General features: G+C 65.2%; 13 protein-coding genes. 6 read left to right on the forward strand and 7 right to left on the reverse strand.

Annotated features, from left to right (window positions below; translation table 11 throughout):
* Positions 1 to 71 precede the first annotated feature (71 nt).
* Positions 72 to 4,787: a glutamate synthase large subunit gene (gene gltB / locus ACLBWX_RS05620; RefSeq protein WP_447676095.1), complete on the reverse strand. Its 4,716-nt coding sequence runs from the start codon at positions 4,785 to 4,787 to the stop codon at positions 72 to 74.
* A gap of 624 nt (positions 4,788 to 5,411) precedes the next feature.
* On the opposite strand from gltB, the gene ACLBWX_RS05625 reads away from it, so the two are divergent.
* The gene (locus ACLBWX_RS05625) at positions 5,412 to 6,341 is read left to right on the forward strand and encodes a hypothetical protein (protein WP_447676096.1); all 930 of its coding nucleotides are present in this window, start codon (positions 5,412 to 5,414) and stop codon (positions 6,339 to 6,341) included.
* Between the two features lie 34 nt (positions 6,342 to 6,375).
* On the opposite strand, the gene ACLBWX_RS05630 is transcribed toward ACLBWX_RS05625, so the two are convergent.
* From ACLBWX_RS05630 to ACLBWX_RS05655, 6 genes are all read right to left on the reverse strand, one after another.
* Positions 6,376 to 6,666 carry a formate dehydrogenase subunit delta gene (locus ACLBWX_RS05630; RefSeq protein ID WP_447676097.1) on the reverse strand — a complete coding sequence of 97 codons (291 nt, stop codon included), beginning with the start codon at positions 6,664 to 6,666 and terminating at the stop codon, positions 6,376 to 6,378.
* Positions 6,667 to 6,707: 41 nt separating this feature from the next.
* Positions 6,708 to 7,577 (reverse strand): formate dehydrogenase accessory sulfurtransferase FdhD, encoded by an 870-nt coding sequence (gene fdhD / locus ACLBWX_RS05635; protein WP_447676098.1) that lies wholly within the window; start codon positions 7,575 to 7,577, stop codon positions 6,708 to 6,710.
* Entirely contained in the window at positions 7,564 to 10,425 is a 2,862-nt protein-coding gene (fdhF, locus tag ACLBWX_RS05640) for a formate dehydrogenase subunit alpha (protein ID WP_447676099.1), read from the reverse strand. The genes fdhD and fdhF overlap by 14 nt, the downstream gene beginning before the upstream one ends.
* A 13-nt stretch (positions 10,426 to 10,438) precedes the next feature.
* The gene (locus ACLBWX_RS05645) at positions 10,439 to 11,998 is read right to left on the reverse strand and encodes a formate dehydrogenase beta subunit (protein ID WP_447676100.1); all 1,560 of its coding nucleotides are present in this window, start codon (positions 11,996 to 11,998) and stop codon (positions 10,439 to 10,441) included.
* A complete protein-coding gene (locus tag ACLBWX_RS05650; protein ID WP_447676101.1) occupies positions 11,995 to 12,468 on the reverse strand; it encodes a formate dehydrogenase subunit gamma in 474 nt (157 codons plus the stop codon). Before ACLBWX_RS05650 ends, ACLBWX_RS05645 begins: the two co-directional genes overlap by 4 nt.
* A 166-nt stretch (positions 12,469 to 12,634) precedes the next feature.
* Positions 12,635 to 13,543 (reverse strand): LysR family transcriptional regulator, encoded by a 909-nt coding sequence (locus ACLBWX_RS05655; protein WP_447676102.1) that lies wholly within the window; start codon positions 13,541 to 13,543, stop codon positions 12,635 to 12,637.
* Between the two features lie 313 nt (positions 13,544 to 13,856).
* On the opposite strand from ACLBWX_RS05655, the gene coxB reads away from it, so the two are divergent.
* The 5 genes from coxB (at position 13,857) to ACLBWX_RS05680 (ending at position 18,341) form a co-directional block, all read left to right on the forward strand.
* Complete coding sequence (gene coxB, locus ACLBWX_RS05660) at positions 13,857 to 14,696, forward strand: cytochrome c oxidase subunit II (protein ID WP_447676103.1); 840 nt, start codon at positions 13,857 to 13,859, stop codon at positions 14,694 to 14,696.
* 88 nt (positions 14,697 to 14,784) lie between these two features.
* Positions 14,785 to 16,416 (forward strand): cytochrome c oxidase subunit I, encoded by a 1,632-nt coding sequence (gene ctaD, locus ACLBWX_RS05665; RefSeq protein ID WP_056475726.1) that lies wholly within the window; start codon positions 14,785 to 14,787, stop codon positions 16,414 to 16,416.
* Positions 16,417 to 16,581: 165 nt separating this feature from the next.
* On the forward strand, positions 16,582 to 17,532 hold the full coding sequence (locus ACLBWX_RS05670; RefSeq protein ID WP_447676104.1) for a heme o synthase: 951 nt from the start codon (positions 16,582 to 16,584) through the stop codon (positions 17,530 to 17,532).
* Complete coding sequence (locus ACLBWX_RS05675; protein ID WP_447676105.1) at positions 17,529 to 17,702, forward strand: hypothetical protein; 174 nt, start codon at positions 17,529 to 17,531, stop codon at positions 17,700 to 17,702. Before ACLBWX_RS05670 ends, ACLBWX_RS05675 begins: the two co-directional genes overlap by 4 nt.
* A gap of 27 nt (positions 17,703 to 17,729) precedes the next feature.
* Entirely contained in the window at positions 17,730 to 18,341 is a 612-nt protein-coding gene (locus tag ACLBWX_RS05680) for a cytochrome c oxidase assembly protein (protein ID WP_447676106.1), read from the forward strand.
* Positions 18,342 to 18,452 lie beyond the last annotated feature (111 nt).

Genomic DNA, 18,452 nt, shown 5'->3' on the forward strand with positions numbered 1-18,452 from the left:
GCTGGCCCGTTAAGCGCCCGGTTTTTCGCACAGTCGGACGCTGTCACGATAGAATGTCGGTCGGCGCCCGCTTACTCGGCCGCCACCGGCATCCGCGCCATCTCCATTTCGCGCAGCGCCCGGCGGTATTCCACCGGCATCACCTTGACGAACCTGGTGCGATAGCCGGCCCAGTCATCAAGGATCGCCTTGGCACGCGGGGAGCCCGTGTACTTCAGGTGATTGGTGATGAGCTGGGACAGGCGCTCCTCGTCGTGGCCCGACATGTCGGCCAGGATGTCGACGCGGCCCTTCGTCTCCAAGTCACCGTCCTGGTGGAAGCGCCGCATGAGGTCGTCCTCTTCCTCGACGGGTTCGAGATCGACCATGGATAGGTTGCAGCGGGCCGAGAACGACCCGTCCTCGTCGAGAACGTAGGCGATTCCACCCGACATGCCGGCCGCGAAGTTTCGCCCTGTTTCGCCGATCGAAACCACGACGCCGCCGGTCATGTACTCGCAGCCGTGGTCGCCCATGCCCTCGACCACCGCGATGGCACCCGAATTGCGGACCGCGAAACGCTCGCCGGCCGAGCCACGGATGTAGGCTTCACCCGCGATCGCGCCATACAGCACGGTGTTACCAGCCATGATCGTATGCGAGCCGGGGGCCTTCAGCGCATCCGAGGGGCGGATGATCAGCTTGCCTCCGGACAGTCCCTTGCCGACGTAGTCGTTGGCGTGTCCGGTGAGTACCAGGGTGACGCCGGCCGCAAGCCATGCGCCGAAGCTCTGACCGGCGGTGCCGGACAGCTCCACACGGATGGAGTCGTCTGGCAGGCCCTCGTGGCCGTAGCGCTTGGCCACCGCTCCGGAGAGCATCGCGCCGGCCGTGCGGTCCGAGTTGCGGATCACGTCCCGCACCACAACCGGCTCACCGCCGTCGAGAGCCGATTGGGCGCCTACGATGAGACGGCGGTCGAGGACCGTGTCGATGGGGTGCTTCTGCTTCTCGGTGTGACGGATCGCGACGTGATCCGGCACCTCGGGACGGTGGAACAGCTTCGAGAAGTCGAGGCCGCGCGCCTTCCAGTGGTTGATGACCTCCAGGGTGTCGAGATAATCGGCCCGCCCGATGAGATCCTCGAGCTTGGTGAAGCCCATGGACGCCATCAGCTCGCGCAGCTCCTCGGCCACGAAGAAGAAATAGTTGATTACATGCTCGGGCGTGCCCTTGAAGCGCTTGCGCAGGACGGGGTCCTGCGTCGCCACGCCCACCGGACAGGTGTTCAGGTGGCACTTGCGCATCATGATGCAGCCGGCCGCGATAAGCGGCGCGGTCGAGAAGCCGAACTGGTCGGCCCCGAGCAGCGCGGCGACTAGCACGTCGCGACCGGTGCGGATGCCGCCATCCGCCTGTAGCACCACGCGTCCACGCAGGTGGCTCAGCACCAGAGTTTGCTGCGTCTCGGCAAGACCCGTTTCCCAGGGCCCGCCCGCATGCTTGATCGATGTCAGCGGCGCTGCGCCGGTGCCACCGTCGAACCCTGAGATCGTGATGTGGTCGGCGCGCGCCTTGGCGACGCCGGTGGCCACCGTGCCGACGCCGACCTCGGAGACGAGCTTGACCGAGACGTCGGCAGATGGGTTCACGTTCTTCAGGTCGAAGATCAGCTGGGCCAGATCCTCGATCGAGTAGATGTCGTGATGCGGCGGCGGCGAGATCAGGCCGACGCCCGGGGTGGCGTAGCGGACCTTGGCGATCTTGGCGTCGACCTTGTGGCCGGGCAACTGACCGCCCTCGCCGGGCTTGGCTCCCTGCGCGACCTTGATCTGCATCATGTCGGAATTGACGAGGTACTCCGTCGTGACGCCGAAGCGGCCCGAGGCGACTTGCTTGATGGCCGAGCGGCGCGAACGCCCGTCCGCCATCGGCTTGAAGCGCTCGACCTCCTCGCCGCCCTCACCTGAGTTGGAACGGCCACCGAACGAGTTCACCGCGATGGCGAGGGTCTCGTGCGCTTCCTTCGAGATGGAGCCATAGGACATCGCGCCGGTCGCGAAGCGCTTGACGATGTCCGCGGCCGGCTCGACGGATTCGATGTCCACCGGTGTACGGCCGAGTTCGGCGGCCTGCTTAATGCGGAACAGGCCTCGGATCGTCTTGAGGTGGTTCTCCTGCTCGTTCACCAGCCGGGCATATTCCCGGTAGCGATCGGGCAAGCCGAGGCGCACCGCATGCTGCAGCGTCGCCACTGAATCCGGTGTCCAGGTGTGGCTCTCGCCGCGCAGGCGATAGGCGTATTCGCCGCCGACATCGAGAGCGGTGCGGTAGATCGGCGAGTCGCCGAAGGCATCCGAATGCCTCCGCGCGGTCTCCTGCGCGACCTCGGCCATGCCGATGCCCTCGATGGTCGTGGCCGTGCCGAAGAAGTCACGCGCCACGAAGGACGAGTTCAGGCCGATCGCGTCGAAGATTTGAGCACCACAATAGGACTGGTAGGTCGAGATGCCCATCTTGGACATGACCTTGAGCAGGCCCTTATCGATCGACTTGATGTAGCGGTAGACGATCTCGTCCGGGGTCAGGTCCGGCGGGAACTCGTCCTTCATCGCGATCAGCGTCTCGAAGGCGAGATAGGGGTTGATCGCCTCCGCGCCGTAGCCGGCCAGACACGCGAAGTGGTGGACTTCGCGCGGCTCGCCCGATTCCACCACGAGGCCGACCGAGGTCCGGAGCCCCTTGCGGATCAGGTAGTTGTGCACGGCGGCCGTGGCGAGAAGCGCGGGGATTGCGATGCGATCGGGTCCGATGCCGCGATCCGATAGAATGATGATGTTGTAGCCGCCGCGCACCGCGACCTCGGCCCGGTCACAGAGTCGATCGACCGCGCCCTCCATGGCGGCCGCCCCGGTCTCGGCCGGAAAGGTCATGTCGAGGGTCTTGGTGTCGAAGCGGTCCTCGAAATGGGAGATCGAGCGGATCTTCTCGAGGTCGCCGTTGGTCAGGATCGGCTGGCGAACCTCCAGGCGCTTCTTACGGGAGGCGCCTTCCATGTCGAGCAGGTTCGGACGCGGGCCAATGAACGAGACGAGGCTCATCACGGCCTCCTCGCGGATCGGATCGATCGGCGGGTTCGTCACCTGCGCGAAGTTTTGCTTGAAATAGGAGTAGAGCGACTTCGGCTTGTCGGACAGTGCGGAAAGCGGCGTGTCGGTGCCCATCGAGCCGACCGCTTCCTGGCCGGTCACGGCCATGGGCGCCATGAGAAGCTTGAGGTCCTCCTGGCTGTAGCCGAAAGCCTGTTGGCGATCGAGCAGCGACACGTCCGAGCGCGAGGCGCGCGGAATGACGGGCTTCAGATCCTCGAGCACGATCTGGGTGTTCTTGACCCATTCGGCATAGGGGTGCGCGGCGGCGAGTTCGCTCTTGATCTCCTCGTCGGAGACGATGCGGCCCTTCTCCAGGTCGATAAGCAGCATGCGGCCCGGCTGCAGGCGCCAGGATTCGACAATCTTCTCATCCGGGATCGGCAGTACACCCATCTCGGATGCGAGCACCACGAGTCCATCGTCGGTGACGAGGTAGCGGGCTGGGCGCAGGCCATTCCGGTCGAGAGTGGCACCGATCTGGCGGCCGTCGGTGAAGCAGACGGCGGCCGGGCCGTCCCAGGGCTCCATCAGGGCGGCGTGATACTCGTAGAACGCGCGGCGCTCCTCGCTCATCAGCGGGTTGCCGGCCCAGGCCTCCGGGATGAGCATCATCATCGCGTGGGCCAGCGAGTAGCCGCCTTGCACGAGGAACTCGAGAGCGTTGTCGAAACACGCGGTGTCGGATTGGCCTTCGTAGGAGATCGGCCAGAGCTTCGAGATGTCGTTGCCGAACAAGTCCGAATCGACGCTCGCCTGACGGGCCGCCATCCAGTTGACGTTGCCGCGCAGGGTATTGATCTCGCCGTTGTGCGCGACCATCCGGTAGGGGTGCGACAAGCGCCAGGTCGGGAAGGTGTTGGTGGCGAAGCGCTGGTGCACCAGGGCCAGGCCCGAGACGAAGCGCTCATCCTGCAGATCGCGGTAGTATTCGCCGAGCTGATCGACAAGAACCATGCCCTTGTAGACGATGGTCCGGGTCGAGAGCGAGACGGGATAGTAGGTGTTCGTGCGCTCGTCCTTCAGGCCATAGACCTTGTTCGAGATGACCTTGCGGGCAGTGAACAGGCGACGCTCGAAGGCATCCTCGTCCGACACCGTCGCTGGCCGACCGATGAAGATCTGCCGGTGGCAAGGCTCGGTCTCCTTGACCATCACACCCAGGTCGCTCGGATCTACCGGCACGTCGCGCCAGCCGAGGAACGGCAGGCCCTCGTCGGCGAGCGCCTTCTCGACGATCTCCTCCACGAGTCGACGCGCTTCGTCGTCCTTCGGCATGAAGAATTGGCCGACACCGTAATGACCAGGCTCCGGCAGGGTGATGCCAAGGGCCTCGCACTCGGCCTGGAAGAAGGCGTGCGGAATCTGGACGAGGATGCCGCAGCCGTCGCCCATCTTCGGATCGGCGCCGACGGCACCGCGATGGTCGAGGTTCTTCAGGATCTGCAAGCCCTGCTGGACGATGGCGTGCGTGCGCCGGTCGTGCATGTCGGCGACGAAGCCGACGCCGCAGGCGTCGCTCTCGCGGGCCGGGTCGTAGAGGCCTTGGGCTTTCGGCAGGGCAGCGTCGCGCACGATCATCGGCGCTGTGCCGTCACGCGCGGCGGGAACCGACGCCTGAAGCGCCCCGAACTCAGACAATGCGACCACGTCCACCATCTCTCGCCTCCGACCTGCCCGCCTGCGAGCATGTTTCATGCCCAGGAGCCAAGAGGCCTCCGGGTTTCGCGTCTCTCGACAGCGTCGGCTCTAAGCGGGTTCTTCGGTCAGAAGCGCCCGCTCCTCGCGGGCTCGACGCCGGCTCGGTCTCAAGCCGTGCGGGCCCGGATCGCCGTAGAGGCGACCGGCTTCGAATCTCGTTTGGTCGCCGGCAACGTCACCTGTGCGAGATCCTCACAGCCATCCGCGCAGGAAGCCTGCCGGAAATGGGACAGTCTTACTGTCCTACCGATGGAAAGTGACAGATTTTAACCGCTCCAGCAAGGGCGTGCCACGACGCACATCGTGGATTTTGCGTTCGATGCGCCTTCGCGCCGACGCGCTGTTGACGCAGGAACTTTTACAGGCGGCTAAGGGGCCTTCGACGCTCCCGCATCTTTCGCCGCGTGCGCCCCGCAATCTCGCCCCATTCCCGCGCTCTACAAAGCGTCGCCGAGCACAAGCGGCATGCGGGGTTTGCAAGACCCGGCGGATCGTGACCGGGGGACCCGCGCCAACAGTTGGCCCCCGGACCGACCCCTCATTCGGAACCCGATATCCATGGATCTGTGTCGCAGGACGCTCATGCGCGCATCCCAATCACGCGATGCCATTTCCGCAGGCTCTCTGGCTCTGCTTCTTTCCCTGTCGGCATTCGCTTTCAGTCCTGCGCAGGCACAATACGCGTACGAACCGGATCTCTTCATGCCGCCGCGCGCCGTTGTCTGGCGCCTGAACGAGCGTGGCTTCACCGAGGTGACGCGCCCCCGCTTCGATGGGCGGGCGTATGTCGTCGAGGCTTCGAATCCCTATGGCGAGCACGTACGCCTGTTCGTGGATGCCCGGGACGGCCGGGTCCTGGGACGCCAGCGCCTCGAAGGACCGCCCCCGGAAATGCCGGCCCGTGTCGCGCGGCGTGCGCCGGGCTATGGCTGGACCGAGGACGACGAGGTGCCGCGTCGGCCGATTCGCGAAGCCGAGCGCATCGTTCCGCCTGCCGACATTCCCTTCCCGCAGGTTCAGTCTCGCCGCACGTCTCCGGATCTCGGAGGACAGCCCGGACTCGCTGCGCGGCCCGACCCGCGTCCGCGCGCGATGCCGTCAACCCGTGCGGAGCCGACCGACCGGAACCCGATGGGCCTCAATCCCGATGCGCGGGCGCCAGAGGCGCGTCCGAAGGTCGAGACACCCCGCAAGGTGGTTCGCCTGAACCCGGCCCCGAAGCCGTCGGCTCCATCGGTTACACCGGATGCCCCTAAGCTTTCGGACGTGCCCGCCGTGGCCGCACAGCCGGAGGCGAATTCGGGAGCAGCCAGCGCCGGAATCGCACCGTCGCAGCCGATGACGCCGGCCACCTCCGGAACAAGCACGACGCCGGCTGCCGTACAGCCGCCGCCGGATAAAGCGGCCCAGAACTGGAAGGATGTTCCAGCAGACGCCAAGCGTTCAGTGCGCGTAATCGGCGGTGCCACAATCGTACCCGGCTCGACCGCGAAGGACGGCGAGAAGAACTGAAATCAGTTCGCTGGATTTTCGCCGTTTTTGACGATCAGCCGGCATCGCTGGCGCCGGCCCCCTGCAGATGCGGATCGCGGGTACCGGCGCGGACGGGGCTATCGGCCGTCGGCGTGCCCTGAACCGCCTTGAGCGCGAGGAGGTCGAGGCCACTCTCTGGCCTGGGGCCGTAGGATTCGAGAGCGCTCCGCATCTTCGGCGTCCAGAACGCCACGATGTGCTTGTGGATGCCGGCCACCGCTTCCTCGTCCGGATAGGAGCGGAAGAAGGTGGCGATCTGGTTGGCCATCCGGACCAGTTTCTCGTCGGAGGTGAGAGCGCTCATCGGTACGAAAACTCTGTCGAGGGAACGGGATATGCGTGGCGTCAGGTCTGCGCCGGCAGGTCGAGGCGTTCGCGGCCCGTGAAGACCGTCAGGGTGTCTGAGCGGGCGATGGCGCAGAGCGTCATGCCATGGAGGCGCGCCCGATCGACGGCCAGCGAGGTCGGGGCAGAGATCGCCACCAGCACCGTGGCACCGAGGCTCGCCGCCTTCTCGACCATCTCGAACGAGCACCGACTGGTGATGACGACGAAGCCATCCGCCGGATCGGTGCTGCGGCGGATCAGGGCGCCGATCAGCTTGTCGAGGCCGTTATGGCGCCCGACATCTTCGCGCAGCGCCACGAGAGTTCCGTCGAGGTCGGCCCAGGCCGCAGCATGGACCGCCCGCGTCTCGGCGTTCAGGACCTGCGCGTCACCCATGGCGAGTAGCGCCCGCTGGATTGCCGCGATGCTGACCCGTCGCGCCCCGTGCAGCGGTGCATCCGCCTTCGGCAGGGAAGCGAGGTCTTCGATCCCACAGACGCCGCAGCCGGTGCGACCGGATATGGCGCGCTTTCGAGCCAAGTGCTCGCGGAGGCGTCCCGGCACGAGGTCAACGAGCAGTCGCATGCCGTCCTCCGCCATATCCGCCTCGACCTCGACCGAGCGGATCTCGTCGGCCGCAGCGATGATGCCCTCGGTGAGACTGAACCCGTAGGCGAAATCCACGAGGTCCGCAGGCGTCGTCATCATCACGGCATAAGGCACCGCTCCATAGACGAGGTTGATCGGCATTTCGACCGCGAGCGGCCGCGTGCCGCTGCGCGGTTCCGGATCGTCATAGGCGACGATCAAGGTCGGGACGCGCCGGGCGGTCTCCACCGCCGGGTCCCCTTCGGCTGCCGTCAGGCTCGTCTGCTCACTCGGCCGCATTCAGTTGGGTCGCAATCCGGGTCAACGAGAAATCCTCCTCGAAGAACCGCGCCTGCCAATCGGAGGGGCGGTTCGTCCGCCGAACCTGCACCGCCGTGACCTTGTACTCGGGACAATTCGTCGCCCAATCCGAGTAGTCGGTGGTGATCACGTTGGCGCCGGTCTTGGCGTGGTGGAAGGTCGTATACACCACGCCGGGCTGCATGCGCTCGGACACGATAGCTTTCAGAGCGATATCCCCCGAGCGGCTCTCCAGCGCGACGAGATCGCCATCGACGATGCCGCGCACCTCCGCATCGAAGGGGTGGATCTCCAGCACGTCTTCCTCGTGCCAGCGCGAGTTTTCCGTACGGCGGGTCTGCGCGCCCACATTGTACTGCGACAGGATTCGGCCCGTGGTGAGGATGAGCGGGAAGCGCGGTCCCGTACGCTCCTCCGTCGGCACGTACTCGGTGATCATGAACTTACCGAGTCCGCGCACGAAGCGGTCCACGTGCATCATCGGCGTGCCAGCGGGGGCGGCCTCGTTGCACGGCCACTGGATCGAGCCGAGTTCGTCGAGCTTGGCGAAGCTGACACCGGAGAAGCTCGGAGTCAGCGACGCGATCTCGTCCATGATCTCGCTCGGGTGGCTGTAGCTCATGGGGTAGCCGAGCGCGTTGGAGAGCAGCATCGTGCCTTCCCAGTCCCCGACGCCGGCGAGCGGCGGCATGACCTTGCGCACGCGGGAGATGCGGCGCTCGGCATTGGTGAACGTGCCGTCTTTTTCCAGGAACGAGGCGCCTGGTAGGAAGACGTGGGCGTACTTGGCCGTCTCGTTCAGGAAGATGTCCTGGATGACGATGCATTCCATTGCCATCAGCCCGGCGGTGACGTGATGCGTATCCGGGTCGGACTGAGCGATGTCCTCGCCCTGGATGTACATGCCCTTGAAGGCGCCATCGACGGCTTCGTCGAGCATGTTGGTGATGCGCAGGCCCGGATGCTGATTGAGCGACACGCCCCAGAGCGCCTCGAAGGTCTCGCGGGTGGCATCGTCCGAGACGTGGCGGTAGCCCGGCAGTTCGTGCGGGAACGAGCCCATGTCGCAGGAGCCCTGGACGTTGTTCTGGCCGCGCAGGGGGTTCACGCCGGCGCCCAGCATGCCGATGTTGCCGGTCGCCATGGCGATGTTGGCCATGCCCATCACCATGGTCGAGCCCTGGCTGTGCTCGGTGACGCCGAGGCCGTAATAGATGGCGGCGGCCCCGCCCTTCGCGTAGAGGCGAGCGGCGGCGCGCAGTTCCACCGGATCGATGCCCGTATAGATCGCCTGCGCCTCCGGCGAATGGCGCTCGTCGGCGACGAAGCGGGCCCAGGACTCGAAGTCGCCGAGGTCGCAGCGCTCGCGGACGTAAGCTTCATCCACGAGACCTTCGGTGACGATGACGTGCGCCATCGAATTGATGAAGGCGACGTTGGAGCCTGGCTTCAGCGGCAGGTGGAAGTCGGCCATGATATGGGGCGACTTCACGAGGTCGATCTTGCGTGGGTCGGCGACGATGAGTTTGGCGCCCTCGCGCAAGCGCTTCTTCATGCGCGAAGCGAAGACGGGGTGGCCGTCGGTCGGATTGGCGCCGATTACTAGGATCACGTCGGAATGCGCGACGGATGCGAAATCCTGCGTGCCGGCCGATGTGCCGAGCGTCGACATCAGCCCGTAGCCCGTGGGCGAGTGGCAGACGCGGGCGCAGGTGTCGACGTTGTTGTTGCCGAAAGCCGCACGCACCAGCTTCTGGACGAGATAGGCTTCCTCGTTGGTGCAACGGGACGAGGTGATCCCGCCGACTGAATCCTTGCCGTACTTGGCCTGGATGCGCTTGAACTCGGACGCCGCGCGATCGATCGCAACGTCCCACGACACCTCCTGCCAAGGGTCCGTGATCTTGTCGCGGATCATCGGCTTGGTGATGCGGTCCTTATGCGTGGCATAACCGTAGGCGAAGCGGCCCTTCACACAGGAATGGCCCTCGTTCGCCTTGCCACCCTTGTAGGGCACCATGCGGACGATGCGGGTGCCCTGCATCTCGGCCTTGAACGCACAGCCGACGCCGCAATAGGCGCAGGTGGTGATCTCCGAGTGATCCGGCTGACCGTGTTCGATGATCGACTTTTCCTGAAGGGTCGCGGTCGGGCAGGCCTGCACGCAGGCGCCGCAGGACACGCACTCGGAGTCGAAGAAGGCGGTCGGACCGGCGGCGACGCGGCTGTCAAAGCCGCGACCGGAGATGGCCAGGGCGAAGGTGCCCTGCGTCTCCTCGCAAGCGCGGACGCACCGGTTGCAGACGATGCACTTCGACGGATCGTAGGTGAAGTACGGGTTCGACGTGTCCTTCGGCAGATACTGCTCGGAGGTCGGCTTGACGTGGTTGGCCCCGTCATAGCCGTAGCGGACGTCGCGCAGGCCGACCGCGCCGGCCATATCCTGCAATTCGCAGTCGCCGTTGGCGGCGCAGGTCAGGCAGTCGAGCGGATGGTCCGAGATATAGAGCTCCATCACGCCCTTGCGGAGCTTGGCGAGCTTGTCCGTCTGGGTCGAGACCACCATGCCGTTCTCGGCGGGCGTCGTGCAGGAGGCCGGCGTGCCGCGGCGGCCCTCGATCTCGACGAGGCAGAGGCGGCAGGAGCCGAAGGCTTCCAGCGAGTCGGTGGCGCAGAGCTTCGGGATCGCCGTGCCGACGTGCATGGCGGCGGCCATCACCGAGGTACCGGCCGGTACCATGACGATCATGCCGTCGATCGTGAGCGTCACGGTCTGCTCCGAGACGCGGATCGGAGTGCCGTAGTCGATCTCTTTGATGAGGGCCATCGGTCGCGCCTCCTTACTCAGCCGCGACGGACATCGGACCGCGCTGCTGGAAATCCTCGGGGAAGTGAGTGATTGCGCTCATGACGGGCATCGGCGTCAGGCCGCCCATCGCGCAGAGCGAGCCGTCCGTCATCACGTCGCAGAGGTCGGCGACCACGGCGAGATTCTCGGTCGGGCGGATCCCGGCGATGACCTTGTCCATGGTCTCGACGCCACGCGTCGCGCCGATGCGGCACGGCGTGCACTTGCCGCACGATTCGACCGCGCAGAACTCGAAGGCGAAGCGGGCCTGCTTGGCCATGTCCACGGTGTCGTCGAAGACGACGATGCCGCCGTGGCCGACCAGGCCCTTGTTGGCCGCCATCGCCTCATAATCGAGGGGCGTGTCGAGGAGATGGTCGGGGAAGTAGGCGCCAAGCGGGCCGCCCACCTGCACCGCGCGAACGGGGCGGCCGCTCTGCGTGCCGCCGCCGAAATCCTCGATGATCTCGCGCAGCGTGATGCCGAAGGCGTACTCGATTAGCCCGCCGTGCTTGATGTTGCCAGCGAGCTGGATCGCGAGCGTGCCGAGCGAGCGTCCCATGCCGTACTCGGCATAGGACTTCGCCCCGTGCTCAAGGATGTAGGGCACCGCCGTGAAGGTCATCACGTTGTTCACCAGCGTCGGCTGCCCCAAGAATCCCTTGAGCGCAGGGATCGGTGGCTTGGCTCGAACAATGCCGCGACGGCCTTCAAGGCTCTCCAGAAGCGACGTCTCCTCACCGCAGATGTAGGCGCCGGCTCCGAGACGGACTTCCAGATGGAAGGCTTTGCCCGAGCCCATGACGTTGTCACCAAGGAAACCAGCCTGAACTCCGTTGACGATCGCTTCTTTGAGGGTCGCGAACGCTTGCGGGTATTCCGAGCGCAGGTAGATGTACCCGCGCGTGGCTCCCGTCGCGATGCCCGCGATGGTCATGCCTTCGATGAGGTTGAAGGGGTCGCCCTCCATCATCATCCGGTCGGCGAAGGTGCCGGAATCGCCCTCGTCGGCATTGCAGACCACGTACTTCTGCTCCGCCTGCGCGAGCATCACCGTGTTCCACTTGATGCCGGCCGGGAATCCGGCGCCTCCGCGACCACGCAGACCGGATTCGCGGACTTCCGCGACGATGCCGGCGGCATCGCGATTCAGCGCGGCTTCGAGGCCCTTGTAGCCTCCGTGCGCCCGGTAATCGTCCACCGAGACCGGATCGACCACGCCGCAGCGCTGGAAGGTCAGTCGATGCTGGCGGGCGAGATACGGAATTTCCTCCGGACGGCCGAGGCGGAGGGGATGCGCGCCGCCCTGCACGAAGCCCGCGTCGAGCAGGCTGTCGATGTCGGAGAGCGTCACCGGCCCGTATGCAATGCGGCCGTCCTTGGTCGCGACCTCGATCATCGGCTCCAGCCACAGCAGGCCGCGAGAGCCGGTGCGCACGATGGTGACGTCGAGGCCCCGGCGCTCGGCGCCGGCGAGCAACGCGCGGGCGACCCGGTTCGCGCCAAGCCCGAGGGCAACTGCGTCGCGCGGAACGGTGATCGTGATGCTCACGACTTCATCTCCGTCAGAGCCGCTTCCAGAGAATCGGCGGTGAGTCTCGCCAGCGGCTCGTCGTTCACGAGGGCACCGGGGCCATTAGCGCAGAGGCCGAGGCAGTAGACGGGCTCCACAGTGACCGCACCGTCCAGTGTTGTTCCGTGCCAGTCGACTCCGAGGCGCGAGAGAATCTGCGCGTGCAGAGCGTCGGAGCCCACCGCCTGGCAGGCCTCGGCGCGGCAGAGCTTCACCTGGTGTCGTCCCGCCGGTGCGCGCCGGAAGTCGTGATAGAAGGTGATGCAGCCGTGAACTTCGGCGCGCGACAGGTTTAGAGCGTCGGCGATGAGCGGTACGGCACCCGCGTCGACATAGCCGAAGGTTTTTTGGAGCGCGTGCAGAATGGGAAGCGTCGCGCCCTCGAGATGGACGTGTTCGGCAATGATCCCGGCGGCGCGTGGCTCGCTCCAGGGCTCGTTCGGCACCATTGTTCCTACCCGACTGAGATTGTTCTCATTCGAGGGTGGTATATCGCCAACCTCCGATCAACCGCGCTGATCGGTGAGGCAACAATGGTTTTTTGTCGAAAGCCGGTGTTGCAACGCAAAGAAGCGCAGTGACGGCGGCGCAATTTGCCGCGCTCTCAAATTGTTTTCAGAGAGCATCAATGGTCTGAGCGATGCTGACGGCCACATTTCGCGCCTCGACGATGAGCCCCGCGCAAAGTGGCGTCATCGGCTCGCGTTCTGGGACGACGAGTCCCACCAGGTGGCTCAGATCCGGTTCAACGATGGGAACCGCTCGGACCCGGTCGTTCAGACGGAAGGTGTCGGCGAGGACCGCCGGCATGATGCTCGCCCACTTCGCTGTACGGACGTGAGTGAGCAGCACGATCATTGAATTCGACTCGAGGAGCGGAGCAGATACGGTTCCAGCATTCAGCAACTGCCGGTCGATGATGCGCCTGTTCTGCATGTCCGGCGTCAGAAGACAGAGCGGTAGGCTCGCGATCTCGTCCCAGGTCACAGCATCCCGCTCGCCGAACACGCCGTCGACCGCCGTCAACAGGCGGTAGCGTTCCCGGTAGAGCGGCACGGCGGTCAGCCGACCGAGTGGTTCGTTCTCCAGGTAGGTGATGCCGGCGTCGATCTCGAGATCGGTGATGAGTCGTCCAATTTCTCCCGAGGTCGTGGACTGGACGGAAAATCGCACGTTGGGATGACGCGCGCGAAACGGCGTCGTCAGCGCCGCGACGATCGGGGTCGCCGTCGGGATCGCGGCGAGCCGAAGGGTCCCGGACAGGCCACGCCGCAGGCTCGTGACCTCCTCTCGCATCGCGCGGGCATCCCCCACGATGCGTCGTGCCCATTCGAGAACGCGTTCCCCCTCGGGCGTGAAACCCTGGAAACGCGAGCCCCGTTGCACGAGAAGCACACCGAGCCGCTCCTCCAGCTGCTTCACGCCAGCGGACAACGTCTGCTGCGAGACGTTGCAGGCCTGGGCAGCCCGGCCGAAATGTCGCTCGCGGGCGAGAGCCAGGATGAATTCAAGTCGATCGATCACGCGCGGGCCTCCACCGGCGAAGGTTCAGTCGGATCGCGCCTTCGCTGGCATAATGAATACCGACGGATGAATGGGCCCGCCTGCGACATTTCGATAGACGGTCAAATGCCTGAGTCGAGGCCCCCTGACCGTATGATGCGACGCTGTTGCGGTTGCGCACCTCACGGCCTTGTGGTCTGACACGCCAATCGGCGAGACGTGGGTTCAGCCCCGCGGATGGCCCGCGATCCGCGAAACGCACTTGCGATCCAGAATAAATCCAGCAAGACGCGCGGCATCGGCGATCACAATCACGGGGAGCCACGAGAGGCACATGCGGACGACGCAGGCGCAACACCGGTCATCATGGGGGCTTGCCACGCTCGGCGCGTTCCTCGTTTCTTCGTCCTCGGCTCTCGCCGCCGGCATCGGTCAGCCCGTGCCGTGGCAGATGGACCGTCAGGTCGCCGTCACGGAGAACGCCCGGGACATCCATTCGTTCGAGCACGGCATGCACTGGCTGTCGTTCGGCATCTCTCTCTTCGTGCTCGGCCTGATCCTCTACTGCGTCTTCCGTTTCAGCGAGAAGGCGAACCCGACGCCTTCGAAGACCACCCACAACACCATGATCGAGGTGGCCTGGACCATCGTCCCGGTCCTGATCCTGGTCGCGGTTGCGATTCCGTCGTTCCGCCTGCTGCGGACGCAGCTCTCCGATCCGAAGGCCGACGTCCTCGTGAAGGTCATCGGCCATGCCTGGTACTGGTCCTACGAGTACCCGGCCGTGGAGAACGGCGGCGGCTTCACCTTCGACGCCAACCTCGACGAGGACAAGCAGCCGAAGCTTCTCGGCACCGACAACGACATGGTCGTGCCGGTGAACAAGATCGTAAAGATCCAGGTCACAGCCGCTGACGTCATGCACTCCTGGGCAATGCCGTCCTTCGGCTTCAAGATCGATGCCGTGCCGGGCCGCCTGAACCAGTTCTGGTTCAAGGCCGACCGCGAGGGCACCTACCATGGTCAATGCTCCGAGCTTTGCGGCGCACGCCACGCCTATATGCCGATCACGGTTCAGGTCGTGAGCGAAGAGGCCTACGCCAAGTGGCTCGCCGAAGGTAAGACCAAGTTCGCCCGCATCGACGACCCTTCGAAGTTCGCCGACGCCCGTTAGAGGCGCGGTTCCCGGGACCGGACCCTCGAGCGGCGCTCGGTCCCACCATCGAGATGATTACGAGAAACCTGGACTAAGGTCTGTATCCATGGCGAACGCCGCTGCACATACGGGGCACCACGACGCCCACGACCACCACATGCCGTCCTTCTTCTCCCGTTGGTTCCTGTCGACGAACCACAAGGACATCGGCACTCTCTACCTGCTGTTCGCCTTCTGCGCGGGCATCATGGGGGCGTTCCTCTCCTTCGGCATCCGGATGGAGATGGAAGAGCCCGGGCTTCAGTACTTCGCCAATCCCGGCACCTACAACGTGTTCGTCACCGGTCACGGCCTCATCATGGTGTTCTTCATGGTGATGCCCGCCCTGATCGGCGGCTTCGGGAACTGGTTCGTGCCCCTGATGATCGGCGCGCCCGACATGGCGTTCCCGCGCATGAACAACATTTCGTTCTGGCTGACGGTCGCGGGCTTCTTCAGCCTCGTCTGCTCGCTGTTCGTCGAAGGCGCCCCCGGCTCCTCCGGTGCTGGCACCGGCTGGACCGTCTACCCGCCGCTTTCGAGTTCCGGCCACCCCGGCCCGGCCGTGGACTTCGCAATCTTTGCCCTCCACCTCTCCGGTGCGGGCTCGATCCTCGGCGCCATCAACTTCATCACCACCATCCTGAACATGCGCGCGCCGGGCATGACCCTGCACAAGATGCCGCTGTTCGCCTGGTCGATGCTGGTGACCGCGTTCCTTCTGCTCCTGTCGCTTCCGGTGCTCGCCGGGGCCATCACGATGTTGCTGACCGACCGCAACTTCGGCACGACGTTCTTCGATCCGGCCGGCGGCGGCGATCCGGTCCTTTACCAGCACCTGTTCTGGTTCTTCGGTCACCCCGAAGTGTACATCATGATCCTGCCGGCCTTCGGCATCGTCTCGCACATCATCTCGACCTTTTCGCGCAAGCCCGTCTTCGGCTACCTCGCCATGGCCTACGCCATGGTCGCGATCGGCGTCGTCGGCTTCGTCGTGTGGGCGCACCACATGTACACGGTCGGCCTGTCGCTGCAGACACAGTCCTACTTCGTCTTCGCCACGATGGTCATCGCGGTTCCGACCGGCGTGAAAATCTTCTCCTGGATCGCGACGATGTGGGGCGGCTCGATCCGCTTCACCGCCGCCATGCACTGGGCGGTCGGGTTCATCTTCCTGTTCACGGTCGGCGGCGTCACCGGCGTCGTACTCGCGAACTCGGCGGTCGATAAGTATCTGCACGACACCTACTACGTCGTTGCGCACTTCCACTACGTGCTATCCCTCGGTGCTGTGTTCATCATCTTTGCTGGTGTCTACTACTGGTTCCCGAAGATGACCGGGCACATCATCCCCGAGTGGGCCGGCAAGCTGCACTTCTGGCTCGCCTTCATCGGTGCGAACGTCCTGTTCTTCCCGATGCACTTCCTCGGCCTCGCCGGCATGCCGCGCCGCTACGCCGACTACCCGGAAGCCTTCGCCGGCTGGCACAAGGTCTCCACCTGGGGCGGACATATCTTCGCCCTCGGCATGGTGGTGTTCTTCATCGGCGTCGTGCTGGCGTTCCGCTCCAGCAAGCGCGCCGCCGACAATCCGTGGGGCGAGGGTGCGACCACCCTCGAATGGACCCTGTCCTCTCCCCCGCCCTTCCACCAGTTCGAGACCCTTCCCCGGATCGTCGACGAGCCAGGTCACCACTGAGGCGCATCACAGCTTCGAGGATTGCGAGGACCGTGCAAGCGGTCCTCGCTCTTTCCCGGAAGCCTCGGCCAAGCTCACGCGAGCGGTGCCGGACTTCCCGCAAAGGGCGGCGCCACGCGGCGCGATCCGAAGCCCCATCGGACACGAGAACCGTATCAGGGACCCATGACGAGCCTGTCGAACAGCCTATCCGCTGGCGCCGAGCCGCAAGTTCTGTCGCCGGTCGGCGGAGAGGTGTCGGACTTCTTCGCGCTGCTGAAGCCGCGCGTGATGGTGCTGGTCATCTTCACGGCCCTCGTCGGCATGCTTGTCTCCAACGTTCACATCCAGCCGGTGGTCGGTTCGATCTCATTGCTGATGATCGCCGTCGGTGCGGGCGCTTCGGGCTGCCTGAACATGTGGTGGGACGCCGACATCGACGCGGTCATGAGCCGAACCGCGAAGCGTCCGATTCCGGACGGCCGCATCCGACCTGATGAGGCACTGGCGTTCGGCATCGTGCTGTCGGTGGGATCGGTATTGGTGCTCGGCCTCGCCTCGAACTGGCTGGCCGCCGGACTCCTCGCCTTCACGATCGTGTTCTACGCCGTGGTCTATTCGATGTGGCTGAAGCGGGCGACGCCGCAGAACATCGTCATCGGCGGTGCGGCGGGCGCCCTCCCCCCGATGGTGGGCCAGGCCGCCGTCACCGGCACGATCGGCATCGAGTCGCTGGTCCTGTTCCTGATCATCTTCATCTGGACGCCGCCGCACTTCTGGGCCCTCGCGCTCATCAAGTCCGCCGACTATGCCAAGGCCGGCATCCCGATGATGCCGAACGTGGCCGGGCCGGACTCGACCCGCCGCCAGATCATCGCCTACTCGGTCGTACTGTTCCCTCTCGGCCTCGCGCCCGTCGCCCTCGGTTTCGGCGGATGGCTCTACGCAGTGACCGCATTTCTCGGCGGACTCGGTATGCTGGCCTTCAGCGTCCACGTCTTCCGCAACCGCGAGGGCGAGCCCGAGCGCAAGGCGGCCATGGGCATGTTCGGATTCTCGATCCTGCATCTCTTCCTGATGTTCGCGGCCTTGCTGGCGGAGCAGAGCCTCGGCCTCTTCCGCACGGTGAACCTGTGAGCGATCGACCTAGCCTGCCTGGAAGCCCACGTCCCCTGACGCCCGAGGAGTCACAGCGCCGCCGCAAGCGCTCGATTGCCATCGCGGCCGTCCTGTTCGCGCTTGTGACCATCTTCTACGTGCTGACGATCGCGAAGCTCGGGCCTCAGGTCCTCAACCGTCCGATCTGATCGCGCCGGAAAACGGAGACGCTTCTGATGGCCGACCCAAGACACGCCCAGCGTGCACCCGGACGCCGGGCCGGTGTCACGGCCTTCGCGTGCGCAGGCCTTGCCTTCGGAATGATCGGCCTCGCCTTCGCATCGGTGCCACTCTACGACATGTTCTGCAAGGCGACCGGTTACGACGGCACGCCGCGCACCGGCCTGGCCCCGACTTCTGCGGCGATCGACGACAGCATGGTCGTCCACTTCGACACCAACGTCGCGTCGAGCCTGCCTTGGCGCTTCCAGGCCGAGTCGCCGAAGATAGAGGCCCGCCTTGGCGAGACCAAGACCGTTTTCTTCCGCGTGAAGAACACCGGCACGACACCCTCCACCGGCATCGCCACCTTCAACGTCCAACCGGGACTGATGGGCAGCTTCTTCGTCAAGGTGCAGTGCTTCTGCTTCAACGAGCAGACCCTGCAGCCGGGCGAGACCATGGATTTCCCGTTGGTGTTCTACATCGACCCCGAGGTACGCAAGGACTCGAACACCGCGCACTTGTCCGAGATGACGCTTTCCTACACCTACTTCGCCTCCAAGAACGGCCAGCCCACGGCCGCGCTTGCGACAACGGGCGGCACGGGGACGAAATCGAATTTTTGACGGCGCAAGCGTGACAACAGTACGCGACCCTGGATAAGGGTTTGCAACGACAATCCGGGGCAACTCGGGCGGGACGACGCATTCAGTGGATCGAAGGCCGGCGACGGTCCG

Source organism: Methylobacterium sp. M6A4_1b, assembly GCF_053345175.1.